The 15,133-nt window shown below is 59.2% G+C and carries 16 protein-coding genes, 1 other RNA gene and 1 riboswitch; of the genes, 5 read left to right on the top strand and 12 right to left on the bottom strand.

All coding sequences use genetic code 11. The annotated features are described in order from the left end of the window. Window positions 1-173: 173 nt before the first annotated feature. Window positions 174-1,634 carry a PLP-dependent aminotransferase family protein gene (locus tag GS611_RS19860; protein WP_171638305.1) on the bottom strand — a complete coding sequence of 487 codons (1,461 nt, stop codon included), beginning with the start codon at window positions 1,632-1,634 and terminating at the stop codon, window positions 174-176. 133 nt (window positions 1,635-1,767) lie between these two features. Between GS611_RS19860 and GS611_RS19855 the strand changes: the two genes are divergently transcribed. After that, window positions 1,768-2,076 (top strand): helix-turn-helix transcriptional regulator, encoded by a 309-nt coding sequence (locus GS611_RS19855; RefSeq protein WP_171638303.1) that lies wholly within the window; start codon window positions 1,768-1,770, stop codon window positions 2,074-2,076. After that, complete coding sequence (locus GS611_RS19850) at window positions 2,069-3,100, top strand: permease (RefSeq protein WP_171638301.1); 1,032 nt, start codon at window positions 2,069-2,071, stop codon at window positions 3,098-3,100. Before GS611_RS19855 ends, GS611_RS19850 begins: the two co-directional genes overlap by 8 nt. A gap of 56 nt (window positions 3,101-3,156) precedes the next feature. On the opposite strand, the gene GS611_RS19845 is transcribed toward GS611_RS19850, so the two are convergent. Further along, window positions 3,157-3,546, bottom strand: a complete 390-nt coding sequence (locus GS611_RS19845) for a hypothetical protein (RefSeq protein WP_171638299.1) — start codon at window positions 3,544-3,546, stop codon at window positions 3,157-3,159. Window positions 3,547-3,597: 51 nt separating this feature from the next. Continuing rightward, window positions 3,598-4,359 (bottom strand): DUF1013 domain-containing protein, encoded by a 762-nt coding sequence (locus GS611_RS19840; protein ID WP_171638297.1) that lies wholly within the window; start codon window positions 4,357-4,359, stop codon window positions 3,598-3,600. A 130-nt stretch (window positions 4,360-4,489) separates the two neighbouring features. Here GS611_RS19840 and GS611_RS19835 point away from each other — a divergent pair, with 130 nt between their 5' ends. Continuing rightward, on the top strand, window positions 4,490-5,131 hold the full coding sequence (locus GS611_RS19835; RefSeq protein ID WP_171638295.1) for a ribonuclease T2: 642 nt from the start codon (window positions 4,490-4,492) through the stop codon (window positions 5,129-5,131). Here GS611_RS19835 and GS611_RS19830 read toward each other — a convergent pair. The 5 genes from GS611_RS19830 to GS611_RS19810 all read right to left on the bottom strand — a co-directional run bounded on the left by GS611_RS19830 (window position 5,128) and on the right by GS611_RS19810 (window position 9,407). Next, the gene (locus GS611_RS19830; protein ID WP_171638293.1) at window positions 5,128-5,616 is read right to left on the bottom strand and encodes a hypothetical protein; all 489 of its coding nucleotides are present in this window, start codon (window positions 5,614-5,616) and stop codon (window positions 5,128-5,130) included. The genes GS611_RS19835 and GS611_RS19830 overlap by 4 nt on opposite strands. Window positions 5,617-5,702: 86 nt before the next feature. Further along, window positions 5,703-6,047 carry a hypothetical protein gene (locus GS611_RS19825; protein WP_171638291.1) on the bottom strand — a complete coding sequence of 115 codons (345 nt, stop codon included), beginning with the start codon at window positions 6,045-6,047 and terminating at the stop codon, window positions 5,703-5,705. A gap of 154 nt (window positions 6,048-6,201) precedes the next feature. Beyond that, window positions 6,202-6,795 (bottom strand): recombination mediator RecR, encoded by a 594-nt coding sequence (gene recR / locus GS611_RS19820; RefSeq protein WP_171638289.1) that lies wholly within the window; start codon window positions 6,793-6,795, stop codon window positions 6,202-6,204. A 61-nt stretch (window positions 6,796-6,856) separates the two neighbouring features. Continuing rightward, window positions 6,857-7,210: a YbaB/EbfC family nucleoid-associated protein gene (locus GS611_RS19815; protein ID WP_171638287.1), complete on the bottom strand. Its 354-nt coding sequence runs from the start codon at window positions 7,208-7,210 to the stop codon at window positions 6,857-6,859. A 400-nt stretch (window positions 7,211-7,610) separates the two neighbouring features. Next, window positions 7,611-9,407, bottom strand: coding sequence for a DNA polymerase III subunit gamma/tau (locus GS611_RS19810; protein WP_256420307.1), 1,797 nt, complete (start codon window positions 9,405-9,407; stop codon window positions 7,611-7,613). Window positions 9,408-9,545: 138 nt separating this feature from the next. Between GS611_RS19810 and GS611_RS19805 the strand changes: the two genes are divergently transcribed. Continuing rightward, entirely contained in the window at window positions 9,546-10,058 is a 513-nt protein-coding gene (locus GS611_RS19805; RefSeq protein ID WP_171638284.1) for a dual specificity protein phosphatase family protein, read from the top strand. Here the strand turns inward: GS611_RS19805 and GS611_RS19800 are convergent. Then, complete coding sequence (locus tag GS611_RS19800) at window positions 10,050-10,457, bottom strand: hypothetical protein (RefSeq protein ID WP_171638282.1); 408 nt, start codon at window positions 10,455-10,457, stop codon at window positions 10,050-10,052. The genes GS611_RS19805 and GS611_RS19800 overlap by 9 nt on opposite strands. A 90-nt stretch (window positions 10,458-10,547) precedes the next feature. Continuing rightward, window positions 10,548-10,769: riboswitch (cobalamin riboswitch) on the bottom strand. Window positions 10,770-10,926: 157 nt separating this feature from the next. Here GS611_RS19800 and GS611_RS19795 point away from each other — a divergent pair. Continuing rightward, window positions 10,927-11,760, top strand: coding sequence for a hypothetical protein (locus GS611_RS19795; protein WP_371732302.1), 834 nt, complete (start codon window positions 10,927-10,929; stop codon window positions 11,758-11,760). Between the two features lie 39 nt (window positions 11,761-11,799). Here the strand turns inward: GS611_RS19795 and rsgA are convergent, their stop codons facing one another. From rsgA to GS611_RS19780, 3 genes are all read right to left on the bottom strand, one after another. After that, window positions 11,800-12,876, bottom strand: coding sequence for a ribosome small subunit-dependent GTPase A (rsgA, locus tag GS611_RS19790; protein ID WP_245218231.1), 1,077 nt, complete (start codon window positions 12,874-12,876; stop codon window positions 11,800-11,802). Window positions 12,877-12,983: 107 nt separating this feature from the next. Next, window positions 12,984-13,082: signal recognition particle sRNA small type (gene ffs / locus GS611_RS19785), an RNA gene on the bottom strand. Window positions 13,083-13,121: 39 nt separating this feature from the next. Further along, entirely contained in the window at window positions 13,122-14,990 is a 1,869-nt protein-coding gene (locus GS611_RS19780) for a bifunctional 2',3'-cyclic-nucleotide 2'-phosphodiesterase/3'-nucleotidase (protein WP_371732301.1), read from the bottom strand. Window positions 14,991-15,133: the final 143 nt, after the last annotated feature.

Below are 15,133 nucleotides of genomic sequence, written 5' to 3'. Positions count from 1 at the left end.
GTGCATCTGCAAAACCTTAACAAAGGCCTCTTCCGTCGTCATTTTCATAAGGGTGCTCTCCAACCAAGAGTGAGTGAAACCGGGCACTGCACCCGGCGTTTGATATGGTTTTGGCGCAAGGGTGCGACCTGCGTTAGGGCCAAAACGAAAGCCGGATTAGGTCCAGATAAGGCTCAAACGGCCCGAATTGCGTCTGCGATCAGTTTCACGCCGGTCGCGATGCGGTTAGTTGGAATTGAGGAATAGCCCAGGCGATAGAAATTCTGTGGTCTGTCCGGCCCCGAGAAGAACGGTGCGCCGGGTTCGATGTGAACACCCTGGTTTTGCAGTCTTAATGCCAGTTGAGTTGTGTCGACATGCTCAGGGGCTGACATCCACAGTGAAGAGCCGCCAATCACACCCCGTCCAGCCACGGTCAGCCCACTTTCCGCGATGGCTTTGTCCATCGCGTCGCGCCGCTCTTGCAAGGCCTTTGACATACGCCGAATTTGCGCGTCGTAGTGGCCCAGCGACAGGAAATACGCCGCCGTGCGCTGAATGTGGCCTGGTGGGTGACGCAGAACCAATGAACGCAGCGCGCGTGCCTCGCGGATAAAGGGCTCTGAGCCGACCATGTATCCAAGTCGCAATCCTGGAAACAGCGACTTGGAAAAACTGCCGACGTAGATCACGCGCCCATCCCGATCCATGGATTTCAGCGCCGGCGAAGGGGCGCCTCGGAAGGCCATTTCAAACTCATAGTCATCCTCGACGACCATCGCGTCAAGTTCGCGTGCTCGGTCCAGCAACTGGTTGCGGCGGTCGATCGGCATCGTCGCGGTTGTCGGGCTTTGATGGCTGGGGGTGGTAAAGATGACGTCTGCTTCGTCGGGAATCGCCTCGGGCGGCAGACCGTCCCGGTCCACACTCAAGGGCGTGACCGCACAGTCCCAATGGTTCAGAAGGCTTCGCAGCGCATAGTAACATGGGTCTTCTATCACGGCCGTGCGATTGTGGGTCAGCAAGATACGCGATGCCAGCCAGAGGGCGTTCTGCGCGCCCAGAGTGATCAGGATCTCTTCGGGGCGGGCCGCGATGCCACGGCGAGGTAGAGTGTGACGGGCAATAAATTCGATCAACAACGGATCATCCTGATCCACGTAATCTCCGGTCAGCGAATCGAAATCCTTATGTCCCAACGCGCGGACGGCGCATAACCTCCAGTTGGCGTGGTCAAACAAGGTTCGGTCAGCCTGCCCGTAGATGAACGGATAACGGTATTCTCGCCAGTCGCTGGGTTTTGGCAGCACGTCGCTGTCCAGAAAGCGACGCGCCAGTGCCTTGTCCCAGTCAACGGATTCTGTGCCGCGCTGGACAGGCGAATACTTGGGGGGGACAGGTGCGTTTTGCGAAACGTAATACCCGGACCGTCCCTTGGCGGTCAGGTAGTCATTGGCCAACAGTTCGGTGTAGGCCAATGTCACCGTTATTCGGCTGACCCCCAGATGCGCGGCCAGTTTGCGTGACGAAGGGAGTTTTTCTCCGACGTGAAAGCGACCGGACAAGATGCCTTCGGCAATCATCTGCTGGATCTGGGCCTGCAATGTGCCCTGACCATTGAGCTCAAGAAAGAACGTATCGACCGAAATCCCCATGCCTGCTTATAGGGTGGACTTAAGGCCGGGGCAATCTGGACTTACATCGCAGTCACGAAATTTTGTCGGCGGGGTTGACCGGAGAGTTTCTCTGGACTAAATAACTATAAAACTAGTTTAATGGAGATAGTGGATGTGGGAAGCTGCTGCTGCCGGATTTTCTGCCATGGGCTCTGAAGCTCGGCTGAAAGTCCTCAAGACGCTGGTCCGGGCTGGCAAAGCCGGATTGACCGTTGGCGAGATACAGGACCGGACCGGGATTGCCCCGTCGACCCTGGCCCATCACCTGCGGTTTCTTGCGGCCGGTGGAGTGGTCGAACAGGAAAAGGTCGGTCGAACCACGATCAACCGCGCCAATTACAACGAATTGAGAAATCTGGCGCAATTCATTCTCAGCGAGTGCTGCGCTGACGAAGTTGGAAAGGCTGCGAACGATGGCTGAATTGACACAGAACCCGCGCATGACTGCCAAAGTGGCGCTGGACCTGATCAAGACACCCTGGACGCTGATCGTCGTCATTCTGGCGGCGGTGGCAATCCTGGATCCCGGAAACTTGCCCGAGGTGGTGACATTTGCAGCCAAGGCTCTGGCGCATACAGGGCAATATATTCTGTTTGCAGTGCTTCTGCTGTCTTACCTCAAGGCGACCGGCGCAGAGGTGATGGTGGCGCGTGCCTTTGAGGGGCGCGAAACCCGGATGATCTTTCTGGCTGCCTTGTTCGGTGGTCTTGCCCCCTTCTGTTCTTGCGAGGTTATTCCCTTCATTGCGGGTCTTCTGGCCCTTGGTGCGCCGTTGTCCGCGGTCATGGCGTTCTGGCTCAGCTCACCCTTGATCGATCCGCCTACGCTTTTGATTACCGCCGGTGCGCTGGGATGGCCCTTTGCCATCGGCAAGGCTGTTGCGGCGGTTGCGCTTGGCCTGTTCGGCGGGTTCGCGGTTCGGTTGCTTATGCGCAAAGGCGCGTTTGCCCAGCCTTTGCGCGAATACAAGCCCTCCGGGTGCTGCGGATGTGGTCCGAAAACGGATACCAAGCCGGTCTGGACATTCTGGCAGGAGTCCGAGCGTCGCGCCCGGTTCCGTTCGGAATTCGTGCACAACGGTCTGTTCCTGTTGAAATGGCTTGCGCTGGCTTATGTCCTCGAGGCGCTTTTGGTTAATTATATCCCCGCTGACCTGATCGCCGGCGTGGTTGGCGGAGAAGGCGTGCTGCCGATCGTCGTTGCTGCGCTGGTGGGTATGCCGGCATACCTGAACTCGTACGTGGCGCCGCCTTTGCTGGCAGGGTTGATGGAGCAAGGTATGACAGCGGGAGCGGCCATGTCGTTCATGGTTGCCGGTGCTGTCAGTTCCATCCCGGCGATGGCTGCGGTCTGGTCATTGGTCAAACCACATGTCTTTGCAACCTATCTGACTCTGGGGGTCGGTGGCGCAATCGTGGCTGGTATCATCTTTCAATTGGTATGAACGCAAAAACCGCCCGGTGTCACATCGGGCGGCTTTTATCCGTTCGGTGCCGTCGATCAACTACCGTCGCACAGACGTGGCAGTTTGAGCCGGTACCGGGCTTCTCCGCTTTCGAGGTAAACGCGTTTTTCGATACAGGCCGTCGTGCCCACTGTCTGCGAAATCTGCGCATCTGTAGACGTAATCGATGTGGCGGACCCATCCGGCAAGCGGACAGATGCCACGACGCCGTTCTTCAGATCTCCGTTCACCGGAGTTGCAGACAGAACCGGGACGGTCAGAAACGCCTCATGCTCGTGTTCGCCTTCATCCCCCAGCAGAAACAATGTCGTGACGATGGCAATCGTGACAACGCCGCCGGCCAGACCAAGCCCCCACGTTTTCAGAAAGGCATAAATCGTGACGGCGCGATGCGGGCCAAATACCGCAGATAGAACGTTCAGCATGGCAAGTCCGTGAAAAAAGCCCCAGCCGTCATGGCCGAGGCTGTTTGCGCGTTACGGGCGAAGATCGTCTTCGTCTTCGTCATCCGCCCCACCCTTGGGCAGGTTGAAAAAGCTGTCTGCGTCGATGATCGGCTCGTCGTCTTTCTCTTCCGACGGTTCGTCGGACAGCGAGAAGGTTTCCAGACCTTCAATTGCGGTCGGGATTTTCGGCGCTGCGTCCATTTCCAGCGACTGCTCGGTCGAGACCAGCTTGCGACGTTCGTCATCGCTCATCACGCCGCCTTCAGCCGCTTTCTTGGCCGCTGCTTTCTGCACGGCGGTGTCCAGTTCGGACTGTTTGCACAGACCCAGAGCAACAGGATCAATCGGCTGCATGTTGGCGATGTTCCAGTGCGTGCGTTCGCGGATCGACTGGATGGTGGGTTTGGTGGTGCCCACCAGCTTGGCAATCTGGCCGTCGCTGAGTTCCGGGTGGAACTTGACCAGCCACAGGATCGAGTTCGGACGGTCCTGACGTTTCGAAAGCGGCGTGTAGCGCGGACCACGGCGCTTTTCCTCGCCGGCGGCCGATGGGTTGAACTTGAGCTTCAGCTTGTGAAGCGGGTTGTTCTGTGCCGCGTCGATTTCTTCCTGGGTCAGCTGGTTGTTGGCGATCGGGTCAAAGCCCTTGACGCCGGCGGCGACGTCGCCATCAGCGATACCCTGCACTTCCAACTCGTGCATTCCTACGAAATCCGCGATCTGCTTGAAGCTGATCGTGGTGTTGTCCACCAGCCATACGGCGGTTGCCTTGGCCATAAGCGGTTTTGCCATCAGCCCGTCTCCTATACATACATCTGTCCCGTCGCCGGAATTCGGCGGCCCCTTGGTTTTGGGGCAGGTTTCCGTTGTCGGGGAACTTGGCCCGTATATAGTCGCGCAAAGGCAAGAAGGGAAGAGGCGAATGCGCCAAGGGATTACGGGGCTGGTTTTGTGGGTCTTGAGCGCGGTCGCTGCGCCGGCCGAGGGCGAAAAGGCGGGCGAGTTCGATTACTACGTGCTGTCGCTCAGTTGGTCGCCCAACTGGTGCGCCCGCGAAGGTGACGCGCGCGGCTCGGATCAATGTGACGATCGGCATGATCACGGCTGGATACTGCACGGGCTATGGCCACAGTTCCATCAGGGCTGGCCGTCCTACTGCCGTACCCCGGAAGGCCCACCTTCGCGACGCACGACGCGGGAAATGGAGGACATACAAGGCAGTTCCGGCCTTGCTTGGCATCAATGGAAGAAACACGGCACATGCTCGGGATTGTCGGCATCCGACTACTTTGCCTTGTCCCGGCGGGCTTACGAAGCCGTCAAGCGCCCTGAGGTGTTCCGCAAGCTGGATTCATCCGTCAGACTGCCGGCTTCAGTGGTCGAGGAGGCATTCCTGAAGGCCAACCCGGAGTTGGAGCGCGACATGATCACGATCACCTGCAAACAGGGCTATATCGAAGAAGTCCGCCTGTGTCTGTCCCGCGATCTTGATTCCGTACCCTGTGGCCGCGACGTGATCCGCGACTGCACGGCCAAGGACGCGCTGTTCGATCCGATTCGTTAAAGCTTTTTGTTCTGGCAATCCCGCGCATAGTCCAGCGCCTTGGCGGTGCCTTTCAGATCGATGGCCATCACCACCTCACCTGCCGGATTGTAGACGGTCATCGTTTTGTTCTGAGCGATGGCGTTCACAAAGCTCCGGTCAGTGAAAAACACGGTTGCGCCCGGCACGTCGCGTTCGTTGAACCCGATGGCCGTCGCATCATAGCTTTTGCCGTCCAGATCAAAGCGGATCGGATAACTCTCACCCTGTTTAATGTCGCCCCATGCCTTGTTGTACACGGCGAAATACCCACGATTGCCCAAGGCATCATAGCCCAGCCGCACCACCGAGAGATCCTGATACACCGTCTGGATCAGGCACCCGTTGCCAAGCGCGGGGTCCATCATGATGTTCCAGCCGTCGACAAAGCCCTTGTCGATGAGGTCTTGGGCTAGGGCGGAGGTGGCTGTCAAAGCGGCGAAGGCGAGGGCGAGAAGGCGGGTCATAGCATATCCACAAATCAGACAATCTATTCATGTCATTGTAAATTGTTGTAGAAGTTAGACAATCCATTTATTTCCCGCGGGCCGTGTCAGGTCTCCTCGCCGTTGGAACAGATCTCAAGTCTCAGGTTAACAATTGCCTGGTTTGGAACGTCTTCTGAATTCAGCGATCCTCCGACAGCTAACCATTCGGAGAATTCAGGGTTAATGCAATCAACGTATAGAACGCCGAAAAAATCGCCGTACTTACCTTCACCGCGAACATAGACGTGCCTGTGTGTTTGTTCATCATACCTTTTGTCTTCTGGAATTGCGCTCCACCATTGTTTGTATGGCGGCGGTAAATCGTGCGTGTCTTCGAATAAGTAGAGAGTTTCAGCGGCCAAGGGCGAGGCGAAAGCACCAACAATTGCAAAATACGCTAAGTGTTTCATCGTGTTTGATAATCCGTAGAATTAACAGAAAGAAACTCATCCAATAACTGTACAGCTGTCAAGCCAGTTACCGCGATACTTGAGCGTGCATCGTGCGTTGCGCTGGCGCCGCCTAGCGCAAAGGCCTCGCGAAAAAAGAACCGGTAAGTTAGAGCTACAGTTCCTTCCGCGCCCTGAGCGCGGCCGTGATCGTCCCGTCGTCCAGATAATCCAGTTCGCCGCCAATCGGCACACCCTGCGCCAGCGAAGTCAGGCGGACCTGCCCCTCAAGCTGATCGGCGATGTAGTGGGCGGTGGTCTGGCCATCGACGGTGGCGTTCAGCGCCAAGATGACTTCGGAAATTCCTTCGGCCACAACCCGGTCCTTGAGGCGGGGAATGCGCAGCTCGTCGGGGCCGACACCGTCCAGCGCCGACAGCGTGCCGCCCAGAACGTGATAGCGCCCTTTGAACACTCCGGCACGCTCCATCGCCCAGAGGTCGGCGACGTCTTCGACCACGCACAGCTCGCCGGTCGCTCGGGCCTCGCTATTGCAGATGTCACAGATATCGGTGGTGCCCACATTGCCGCAATTCAGGCATTCGCGGGCGGTCACGGCGACTTGCTGCATGGCATCAGACAGGGGCGTCAGCAGCAGGGCGCGTTTTCGGATCAGGTGCAGAACCGCGCGGCGGGCCGAGCGCGGGCCCAGGCCGGGCAGTTTGGCCATCAGGTCGATCAGGTTGTCGATGTCGCTGTTCGAACTCATGGCCAATCCTGCATTGCGCCGGAGGGAGCCTCCGGCGGGAGTATTTGGGAAAAGATGAAGCTCAGAACGGCAGCTTGATGTCTTTGGGCAGGCCCATGCTTTCGGTCAGCTTGGTCATTTCAGCCTGCGAACGTTCGGTTGCCTTGGTCTGCGCATCCTTGATGGCGGCCAGGATCAGGTCTTCGACCACTTCCTTGTCATCGCCGTTGAAGATGGAAGGGTCGATATCCAGACCTTTGAGTTCACCCTTGGCCGTCGCCGTTGCCTTGACCAGGCCTGCACCGGATTCGCCGACAACCATCATGTTGTTCAGCTCTTCCTGCATTTCGGTCATCTTGGTTTGCAGGTCCTGCGCGGATTTCATCATCTTGGCCATGTCGCCCAGACCGCCAAGCCCGCCGAGTCCTTTCAGCATAGTATTCTCCTGTGTCTCCGTTTGCGCTCTAGATACGGGCAGCAGCGACATGGCACAAGGGTTCTCCCGCCGGTCGGAGGCTCATCCGTTCCGGTCGGCACGTTGATCAGCGCAGGCGTCAGCAGGAACGTGCTAACCATCTGCGACACCATATTTGCCAGCAGGCCCGACAAGCGCAGATCGTCCTTGGCGCGCATATGGTCTGCTGCCGAGACTGATTGCACGGAACACAGGAAATCTGGGCGGGGTTCGAATGGCTACGCAGCATTCGGATCAGAATGGTCACGGGCCGCCTTCCGCTGGCCGGTGTCGCAACAAACGATCTGAGACATGCGGGCGGATGTGTTCGATCGAAACCTCGGTCAGCTTCGTTTGAAACGGGGGGTGACGGGCGGCGGGGTCAGTCTTCCTCGAACGGGTCCCACTCGTCTTCCACCTCGGGAAGCGCTTCGGTCTCGACCTTGGCGGCGCGTTGCTCCGGCGTTTCGATCCTAGTGATTTTCGCCTTTGGGAATTGCGCCAATACCGCCTGCACCAACGGGTGTTGTTCGGCTTCGGATTTCAGTGCGAGCTCGGCCGCATCCCTGACTTCTGCAATCGTGGGGGCTTCTCCGTCCGAGACGATCGAGACAGCCCACCGATTTCCTGTCCAGCGTTGCAAGGCAGTGCCCAGTCGTGGCGCCAGATCCGCCGGTGCCTGGGTGGCGGGTGTGAATTCGATTCGTCCGGGTTGATAGGAGACGAGGCGCACGCCGTTTTCCACCTCGACCAGCAACTTTACGTCGCGATTGGTCCGGATCAGTTCCACCACGTGGTCGAAGGTCGGGTAATGGGCAAGGGCCGTCTGGGCATCCTGCGCCAGGGCTGCAACAGGTGCGCCACCGGAACCGCGAGGGGACGGCGCGTAGGCAGGTGGATGGGTCGCGCCAGCCGGCGCCGGACCGGCGCCCGGTCGGGATATCGAAACGCCGCCATTGGGCCCGCCCGGCGGCGGTGGCGGGGTATCTTGCAACCGTTTGATCAGCTCTTCGGGGCTGGGCAAATCCGCCACATGGGTCAGGCGAATAACGGCCATTTCAGCGGCCATCATGGCGTTGGGCGCAGCCGAGACTTCCTCGAGCGCCTTCAGCAGCATTTGCCACATCCGGGTCAGAACCCGCATCGGCAGAGCCTCGGCCATGTGTTGGCCCCGGGTCCGTTCGTCCGGAGAAACCGTCGGATCCTGCGCCGCGTCAGGCGTGATCTTCACGACGGACACCCAATGCGTGATCTCGGCCAGATCGCGCAGCACCGCCAGCGGGTCTGCGCCTTCGGCGTATTGGCCGCTCAACTCGGTAAGTGCTCCGGCGGCATCGCCGCGCAGGATCATATCCATAAGGTCCAGAACCCGGCCACGGTCTGCCAGTCCAAGCATTGCACGGACCTGATCGGCGGTCGTCTCGCCAGCCCCATGCGAAATCGCCTGATCCAGCAACGAGGTCGCATCCCGGGCCGATCCTTCCGCTGCTCGGGTGATCAGCGCCAGCGCGTCTTCGGCGATCTGGGCGTTTTCCGCTTCGGCGATCTTGCGCAGCAGGCCAATCATGTCTTCGGGTTCGATCCGGCGCAGGTCGAAACGCTGGCAGCGGGACAGCACAGTGACAGGGACTTTGCGGATTTCAGTGGTTGCGAAGATGAACTTCACATGCGCGGGCGGTTCTTCCAACGTCTTGAGCAGCGCGTTGAACGCACTGGTCGAGAGCATATGAACCTCGTCGATGATATAAATCTTGTAACGCGCGCTGGCGGCGCGATAGCGGACACTGTCAATGATCTCGCGGATGTCGTTGACGCCCGTACGGCTGGCGGCGTCCATCTCCATCACGTCTACATGGCGGCCTTCCATGATGGCGACACAATGTTCACACTGACCGCAGGGTTCGGTCGTGGGGCCACCGGTTCCGTCGGGTCCGATGCAGTTCATGCCCTTGGCGATGATCCTTGCTGTCGTGGTTTTGCCGGTGCCGCGAATGCCGGTCATGATGAAGGCCTGCGCGATCCGGTCGGCCGCGAACGCGTTTTTCAGGGTGCGCACCATGGCATCCTGACCCACCAGATCGGCAAAGGTTTCCGGGCGATATTTGCGGGCGAGAACCTGATAGGCGGGGCTGGAGCTGTCTGTCATGTCTTCTCGTTGGGATTCGGTGCTTGGGCACAGCGTAGTGGCCACCGTTGCCCGCGTCCACAGCGTGGCGCGATGATTTTTGATTTAGAAACGAGTCGCTTTCGCACTAAACTGCATCAGCGGATTTAATGGCTCATTTTTGTATAGAGTTCTTTGGGGAGGACAGGATTCATGTCGCAGTTGGTGATCTACGCCCTGCAAGTCGGTGGCGGAACGCTGGCGCTGACCTCGATGCCCGGACGCGGCGGAGATTACTCCAGCGATCTGGATATGATCGCAGCCTGGCAGCCGGGGCTTGTTGTTTCGATGACGACGGATGTCGAAATGCTTCAGGACGGGGCGCAGGAATTTGGAAGCGATATTCAAAGCCGCGCCAGCCGATGGGTTCACCTGCCGATCGAAGATTTCGGAGCGCCGACAAAAGCGATTGATGACGCGTGGCCGTCCGTCAGCGCCGCGGCCCGGCACGCGCTGTCCGGCGGAGGTCGCGTATTGGTACACTGCCGCGGGGGCTGTGGCAGGTCAGGTATGATTGTCCTGCGGCTGATGGTCGAATGCGGCGAAGGCGCGGACACGGCGCTGCAACGATTGCGGGCGGTGCGCCCTTGCGCCGTCGAAACGGATGCGCAACTGGCCTGGGCCTCTCGGCGTGCCCAGGCACAGGTCAGTCTGGACTCAGATTGAAATCTGCGCGGGCGCGCAAGCAGGTTTTCGAGGCCGGATCGTGGAAACTTCGATCATCGCGCAGGGTGGGGTTTTCACGACGCCGGATGGCATCGCGCTGAACGTGTTTCCGAAGATCAGGTCGGCATAGCCGTTCAGCGGCTCAATCGCGGTTTCGGGCTGCGTCCCGCAAAAGACACGAATGCGGTCTGATTGCGCGCGGAAAATTGCATGACATCCTTCGCTGCAATGTGACAGCTCGCTGCTGCCCTCAATCTCGAAATCGTCACTTGTGGCCGAGGTCGCCTGGGCCATGGCTTCGGATATCGAGCGCGCCAGCCGCGCCAAAGCGGGACAGGTTTTGCCCGTCCGCTGACATACTGTTGCACTGAATTCATGTGTCTTTGTCTTCCAGATCATCCTGCGCCCTCCGCGCTTGGTGGACAGGATATTTGGGACAGGTGGGACAGCGTGATGCCGTCAGGACCTGCCCGGACACCCCGCCCGAGTTTCGGTTTCGTTTCCGATGGCAGGTCTCCTGACTTGCGGGTCATCGCTTTGCCGACCTTCCCAGCCTTTGGGCCAGTGGTGTTTCGGCATCGCTTACCGCTTACAGTTGCGGGGGCAGTCGCGGATTTGGTTGTTGCCTGCATGACCAGACAATACCGCACCGTGTTCCCTTTTCATCCCGACCCCTTGTGGAGGCCGGAAACCATCACACAACCGCTAGCGTTTGAGCACGCATCGAGTCAAGCCGATCTTTTGACCGGACGCTTGGTCATGCTGGATACGGTGTTGGTTCATGCATAGTGTCGAGGGCGTTGAGGTTCGGAAACCGGATTTACCAAGCGCAAAGCCAGAGATCATGTTGGACACAGAGCAAACGGTAATGACCGAAGAATTTCGCTTTCCGTCCGGGCAGAAAACACTGTCTGCCCGGTTGTACAGCCCGCTGTCTTCGCCCGAAATCGTCGTCGTGCTGAACAGTGCAACGGGTGTGCCGCGCGATTATTACCGTCATTTCGCACGATGGCTTGCTGCCGAGCGGGGTATGGCCTGCCTGACCTATGACTATCGCGATTACGGGCATTCCTTGACCGGCCGCCTGAAAGATTCGCGTGCGACCATGGCGGATTGGGCCTTGATCGACATGCCCGCGGCACGGGCAGAAATGCGCAGACGGTTTCCCGATTCGCAGCATTGGACCATCGGCCATTCGATCGGCGCGATGTTGGGGCCTGTGCAGCCGGATATCGATCTGATTGATCGCATGATCTGTGTGTGTTCGGGGCTGGTAACCCTAAGCGACCATCCATGGCCCTATCGTGGTTTGGCAGGATTGTTCTGGTATGGTCATGCCCCGCTTTTGGCCCGAGCCCTTGGCTACCTTCCCGGAAAGGCGATCGGGTTCGGCTCGGATCTGCCGGCATCGGTCTATTGGCAGTGGCGCAAATGGTGTACGGCGCCTTTGAACTATGTGCCTGAAATCGGGCATGAGTTACCTGCCGCGCAGTGGAAGGATTCTGGAACGCCCGTGGATTTGTACACCTTCAAGGACGACCAGATGGTGCCGCCGGAAGCGGTTTGGCGGCTTGCGGATCTTTACGGCCCCGATGCCAACCGCCACCTGCTGAGCCCTGCCGATTTCGGGTTGCCCGAGGTTGGTCATATCGGAGCATTTGCCCGGCGCAATGCAGCGGTTTGGCCGCGACTGATCGCTTGATCAGACGCGGCGCAGGACGGGCCGGGCACCGTCCAACGATCACCGGTTGCGAAGTTTCTTTTCCTTCATGACGCCACGGACCATCTTGCCGAACGCTTTGTCCCGCGCCCGGGACTGCGCGACGGTTTCAGAATTGCGCTGATCTTCGCGCCGAAGCTTGCGCCACCGGTCCAATCGAGCCGGATCAAGCGTGCCGTGGCTTATTGCCTTTTGCACGGCACATCCGGGCTCGGAGCTGTGCTGGCAATCCGAAAAACGGCAGTCCCGGCTCAACTCGGCAAGGTCCGAGAAAACGTCGTCGATCCCGTCCCGAGCGTCCAGCAGGCGCAACGCGCGCATTCCGGGTGTATCGATCAACCAGCCACCGTTGCGCATCCGGTGCAATGCGCGTGCGGTCGTCGTGTGCCGGCCCCGCGCGTCATCCTCGCGAATGTCCGAGGTGGCGAGATCCTGATCGGTCATGGTATTGGCAAGTGTCGTCTTGCCAACGCCCGACGATCCAACCAGCGCTCCGGTCTGGCTTTTGGGGCACCAGGACAGAACCTTTTCAACCTCTGCCGGGTCCAGCGCGTTGATCGCCAGAACCGTCAGGAACGGATCCAGAGATTGCACCTGCCCCGAGAAACTGTCGGGGTCCGCCGATTTGTCGGCCTTCGTCAGAACAACGACCGGGTAACACCCGGCCTGATGCGCGAGCGCCAGATATCGTTCCAGCCGGGGCAGTTTGAAATCGGCATTGCACGAGCTGACGATGAACAGCACATCGACATTGGCTGCGATCAGTTGCGTCGCGGCGCCTGTACCCGCGGCGCGTCGGTGCAGCAGGCTGCGCCGGTCGAGCAAATGGCGCACGCGTTTGTCGTCATCGGCGAGAACCCAATCGCCAACAGCATAGCTGCCGGTCGTTTGATCGGGGGTCAGTAACGGGACTTCGCCGTCAGGGTTAAGCCCTATCAGGCGGTCCCGATGAACGGAAGTGATGCGAAAAGGCGTGCAGGAAGGATAAGCCGCGTGTTGCGCGGCAAAGTGAGAGGACCATCCCAGGTCCGAAAGTGCAAGAAACATTGGTTTGCCTGTCGTCAGAAACAGCACTCCCGACGGATGGCGATCGCTCATCCCCGGGTCATGTATTCAGGCAGTCAGTCGATACCGTGAGGTCAGAACCGTGCTGCCCGAAGGATCTTTGCTACAATCATAAAGCCCTCCTGCGGCCAAGGTTCGTAAAGTGAGAGGTTGGACATCGACCCAAGCGGGGCTCGTTGTGGCTGCTTCCTTCCGGACCTGACCAGGTTGGCGAGGCGCTCGCCCGCGCCAACCTCTCGACTTTGGATATAGGGAAGGCTTCGGCAAAAGACAACCCGTCAGAGCGTCAGCCGAATGCGTGCAAAACCGTTTTCGTCAGGTTCCAGTATCCTGGGGGCAAACCTGTTCAATTCGTCGATATGCTTCAACGCACCGGGACCGGTCCGAAGAATGGTCGTCACCCCCGATTTCGGCATCAGAGAGAACGGGTAAGGTTGCCGGGCCAATGGGTCGGGTGGCAGGCGGTGCGTCATGTAGTCCCGCAAAATGTCCCGGATATCCAGCGGGGGCAGATCGATGGCCGGGGCCGACGACACATGCGGGAAATGTCCGCCCCCGCTTGCGCGATAATTATCGAGCGCGACGACAAATGCCTGATCGGGTTGCACGGCCTGGCCTGCGCAAGTCAGATGATGCACCCGCCTGTGGCCGGGATGGATCATTTGCCCCCCGACATCGTAACGCGCCGGTTGCGACGGGTCGATCTGATAGGACAGGCCAAAGATGACATCGAAATTGTACCCCGCCCGATCCCGGTTGAATAGCTCTGCCTCGGCGTCGGGGAATTGTTGGTTGAATGCGCTGGCTGACATCTCCAACCACTCCAGCAGCTGCGCGCCCGTGATCTGAACCGCGCGCAATTCGTTTGGAAAGACATGCAGGTCCGCCACGTGACGCAGACAGATTTCACCAGGCGGCACGTCCGTATAGTGCCTGGGGCCAGAGCGTCCGCCGCATTTGGCCGGCGACGCGGCTGACAACAGCGGCAGCTCTGCAAGCGTGGTGCCGTGTAAAAAAGGGCGCAACGCGGCTGCCTGTGCGGCGGACACAAGCGTCAATCCACGATCCGGCGCACAGAAACTGAAATAGCTGTGCAATGTGTCCGAGACGCGCGCAACGGGCGCGGCCATGTCCAGACGGGTCTGCTGATGTGCGGGTTCAACCAGATGCGCGATTTCCAAATCTTCGCCAATCGCGGTGCCGCCCACCGAAACCGGGCGCAATTCGGCGTGGCTGTCGACAACACGCAGCCCCGACTGGGGCTCTAGGGTGACGGCCAGATCGATTACTCCAAGATATGCGCCTGCCGAACCGGGCATGACAACCGGCGTTCCATGCACCAGCCCTTTCACGTAATCCACATTCGGGGTTTGCGCGCCGGTGCGTGCGGGAAGGGTCAGGTGCGTGTGCCCGGCGACGACAGCGTCGATGCCCTCGATCGCGGCCAGGGGAATAACGGCATTTTCAATGTCGGTCGCTGCGTCCGGGTGTCCAAGCCCGGAATGGGCGAGCGCCACGATCAGATCGCACCCCTTTTCGCGCAAGATACGCGTCAGGGACCGTGCCGCGACAACGATGTCGTCCGCCTCTACGGTTTCGTTCAGATTGTGTTCTTCCCAACGTGTTGTCTGCGGTGGCAGAACCGAAAACACGCCGACGCGAATGGGCACATCCTTGTTTCCCACCCTAACGACACGGTCAAGGATTGCAAAACGCTGCCAAGATTGGTGTTCTCCGGACCGATGAAGATTGCCGCACAGAACCGGGCACGGGGCTTGTGCAAGGGTCTTGTCCAATGTCGGCAGCCCGAACCCGAAATCATGGTTGCCCAGACCAATCGCATCATAGTCCAGCGCCTTGAATGCCTGCATCATCGGGTGGGGATTGTCGTTCCGAACGGCCCATTCGCCCATCGGCGTTCCCTGAAGCGAATCCCCGTTGTCGAACATCAGCACCAGCGCGTCTGTGGCCTCGTGTCGGGCCTTGCGGATCAGGCTGGCGGTGCGTGTCAGCCCAAGCGTCGGGTCCGGTGTGTCCGCGTAATAGTCAAAACCAGTCAGATGCATATGCACGTCGGAGGTGGCAAGAATACGAATACAGCCACGGTCTTTTGTGGGTTGCACCTGCGTCGATGGGGTTTGCTTCACTTTTGTTGTTCTGCTTTTGAGTGTGGTAATGGGCTAAAATCATCAAAACGCAGTCTAGATGATTTTTCCGGGGCCGCCATGCGGCTTTTCGGTGGCGTGTCCCTGCGTTTTGCGCCTTGAATTGCCATTGCAACAGGGCCTGA

This window comes from Ruegeria sp. HKCCD6119, from assembly GCF_013110585.1.
In the GTDB taxonomy this organism is placed as follows: Bacteria; Pseudomonadota; Alphaproteobacteria; order Rhodobacterales; family Rhodobacteraceae; genus Ruegeria.
This window is presented reverse-complemented; position numbering and strand designations above follow the sequence as displayed.

What these genes read in the sequence shown, in the direction of transcription:
- GS611_RS19840 (WP_171638297.1), bottom strand. Translation starts at nt 4,359, where the DNA reads ATGGCAAAACCGCTTATGGCCAAGGCAACCGCCGTATGGCTGGTGGAC.
- GS611_RS19815 (WP_171638287.1), bottom strand. Translation starts at nt 7,210, where the DNA reads ATGCTGAAAGGACTCGGCGGGCTTGGCGGTCTGGGCGACATGGCCAAG.
- rsgA (WP_245218231.1), bottom strand. Translation starts at nt 12,876, where the DNA reads ATGAGCGATCGCCATCCGTCGGGAGTGCTGTTTCTGACGACAGGCAAA.
- GS611_RS19830 (WP_171638293.1), bottom strand. Translation starts at nt 5,616, where the DNA reads ATGACCCGCCTTCTCGCCCTCGCCTTCGCCGCTTTGACAGCCACCTCC.
- recR (WP_171638289.1), bottom strand. Translation starts at nt 6,795, where the DNA reads ATGAGTTCGAACAGCGACATCGACAACCTGATCGACCTGATGGCCAAA.
- GS611_RS19825 (WP_171638291.1), bottom strand. Translation starts at nt 6,047, where the DNA reads ATGAAACACTTAGCGTATTTTGCAATTGTTGGTGCTTTCGCCTCGCCC.
- GS611_RS19850 (WP_171638301.1), top strand. Translation starts at nt 2,069, where the DNA reads ATGGCTGAATTGACACAGAACCCGCGCATGACTGCCAAAGTGGCGCTG.
- GS611_RS19845 (WP_171638299.1), bottom strand. Translation starts at nt 3,546, where the DNA reads ATGCTGAACGTTCTATCTGCGGTATTTGGCCCGCATCGCGCCGTCACG.
- GS611_RS19835 (WP_171638295.1), top strand. Translation starts at nt 4,490, where the DNA reads ATGCGCCAAGGGATTACGGGGCTGGTTTTGTGGGTCTTGAGCGCGGTC.
- GS611_RS19855 (WP_171638303.1), top strand. Translation starts at nt 1,768, where the DNA reads ATGTGGGAAGCTGCTGCTGCCGGATTTTCTGCCATGGGCTCTGAAGCT.
- GS611_RS19860 (WP_171638305.1), bottom strand. Translation starts at nt 1,634, where the DNA reads ATGGGGATTTCGGTCGATACGTTCTTTCTTGAGCTCAATGGTCAGGGC.
- GS611_RS19800 (WP_171638282.1), bottom strand. Translation starts at nt 10,457, where the DNA reads ATGATCTGGAAGACAAAGACACATGAATTCAGTGCAACAGTATGTCAG.
- GS611_RS19795 (WP_371732302.1), top strand. Translation starts at nt 10,927, where the DNA reads ATGACCGAAGAATTTCGCTTTCCGTCCGGGCAGAAAACACTGTCTGCC.
- GS611_RS19805 (WP_171638284.1), top strand. Translation starts at nt 9,546, where the DNA reads ATGTCGCAGTTGGTGATCTACGCCCTGCAAGTCGGTGGCGGAACGCTG.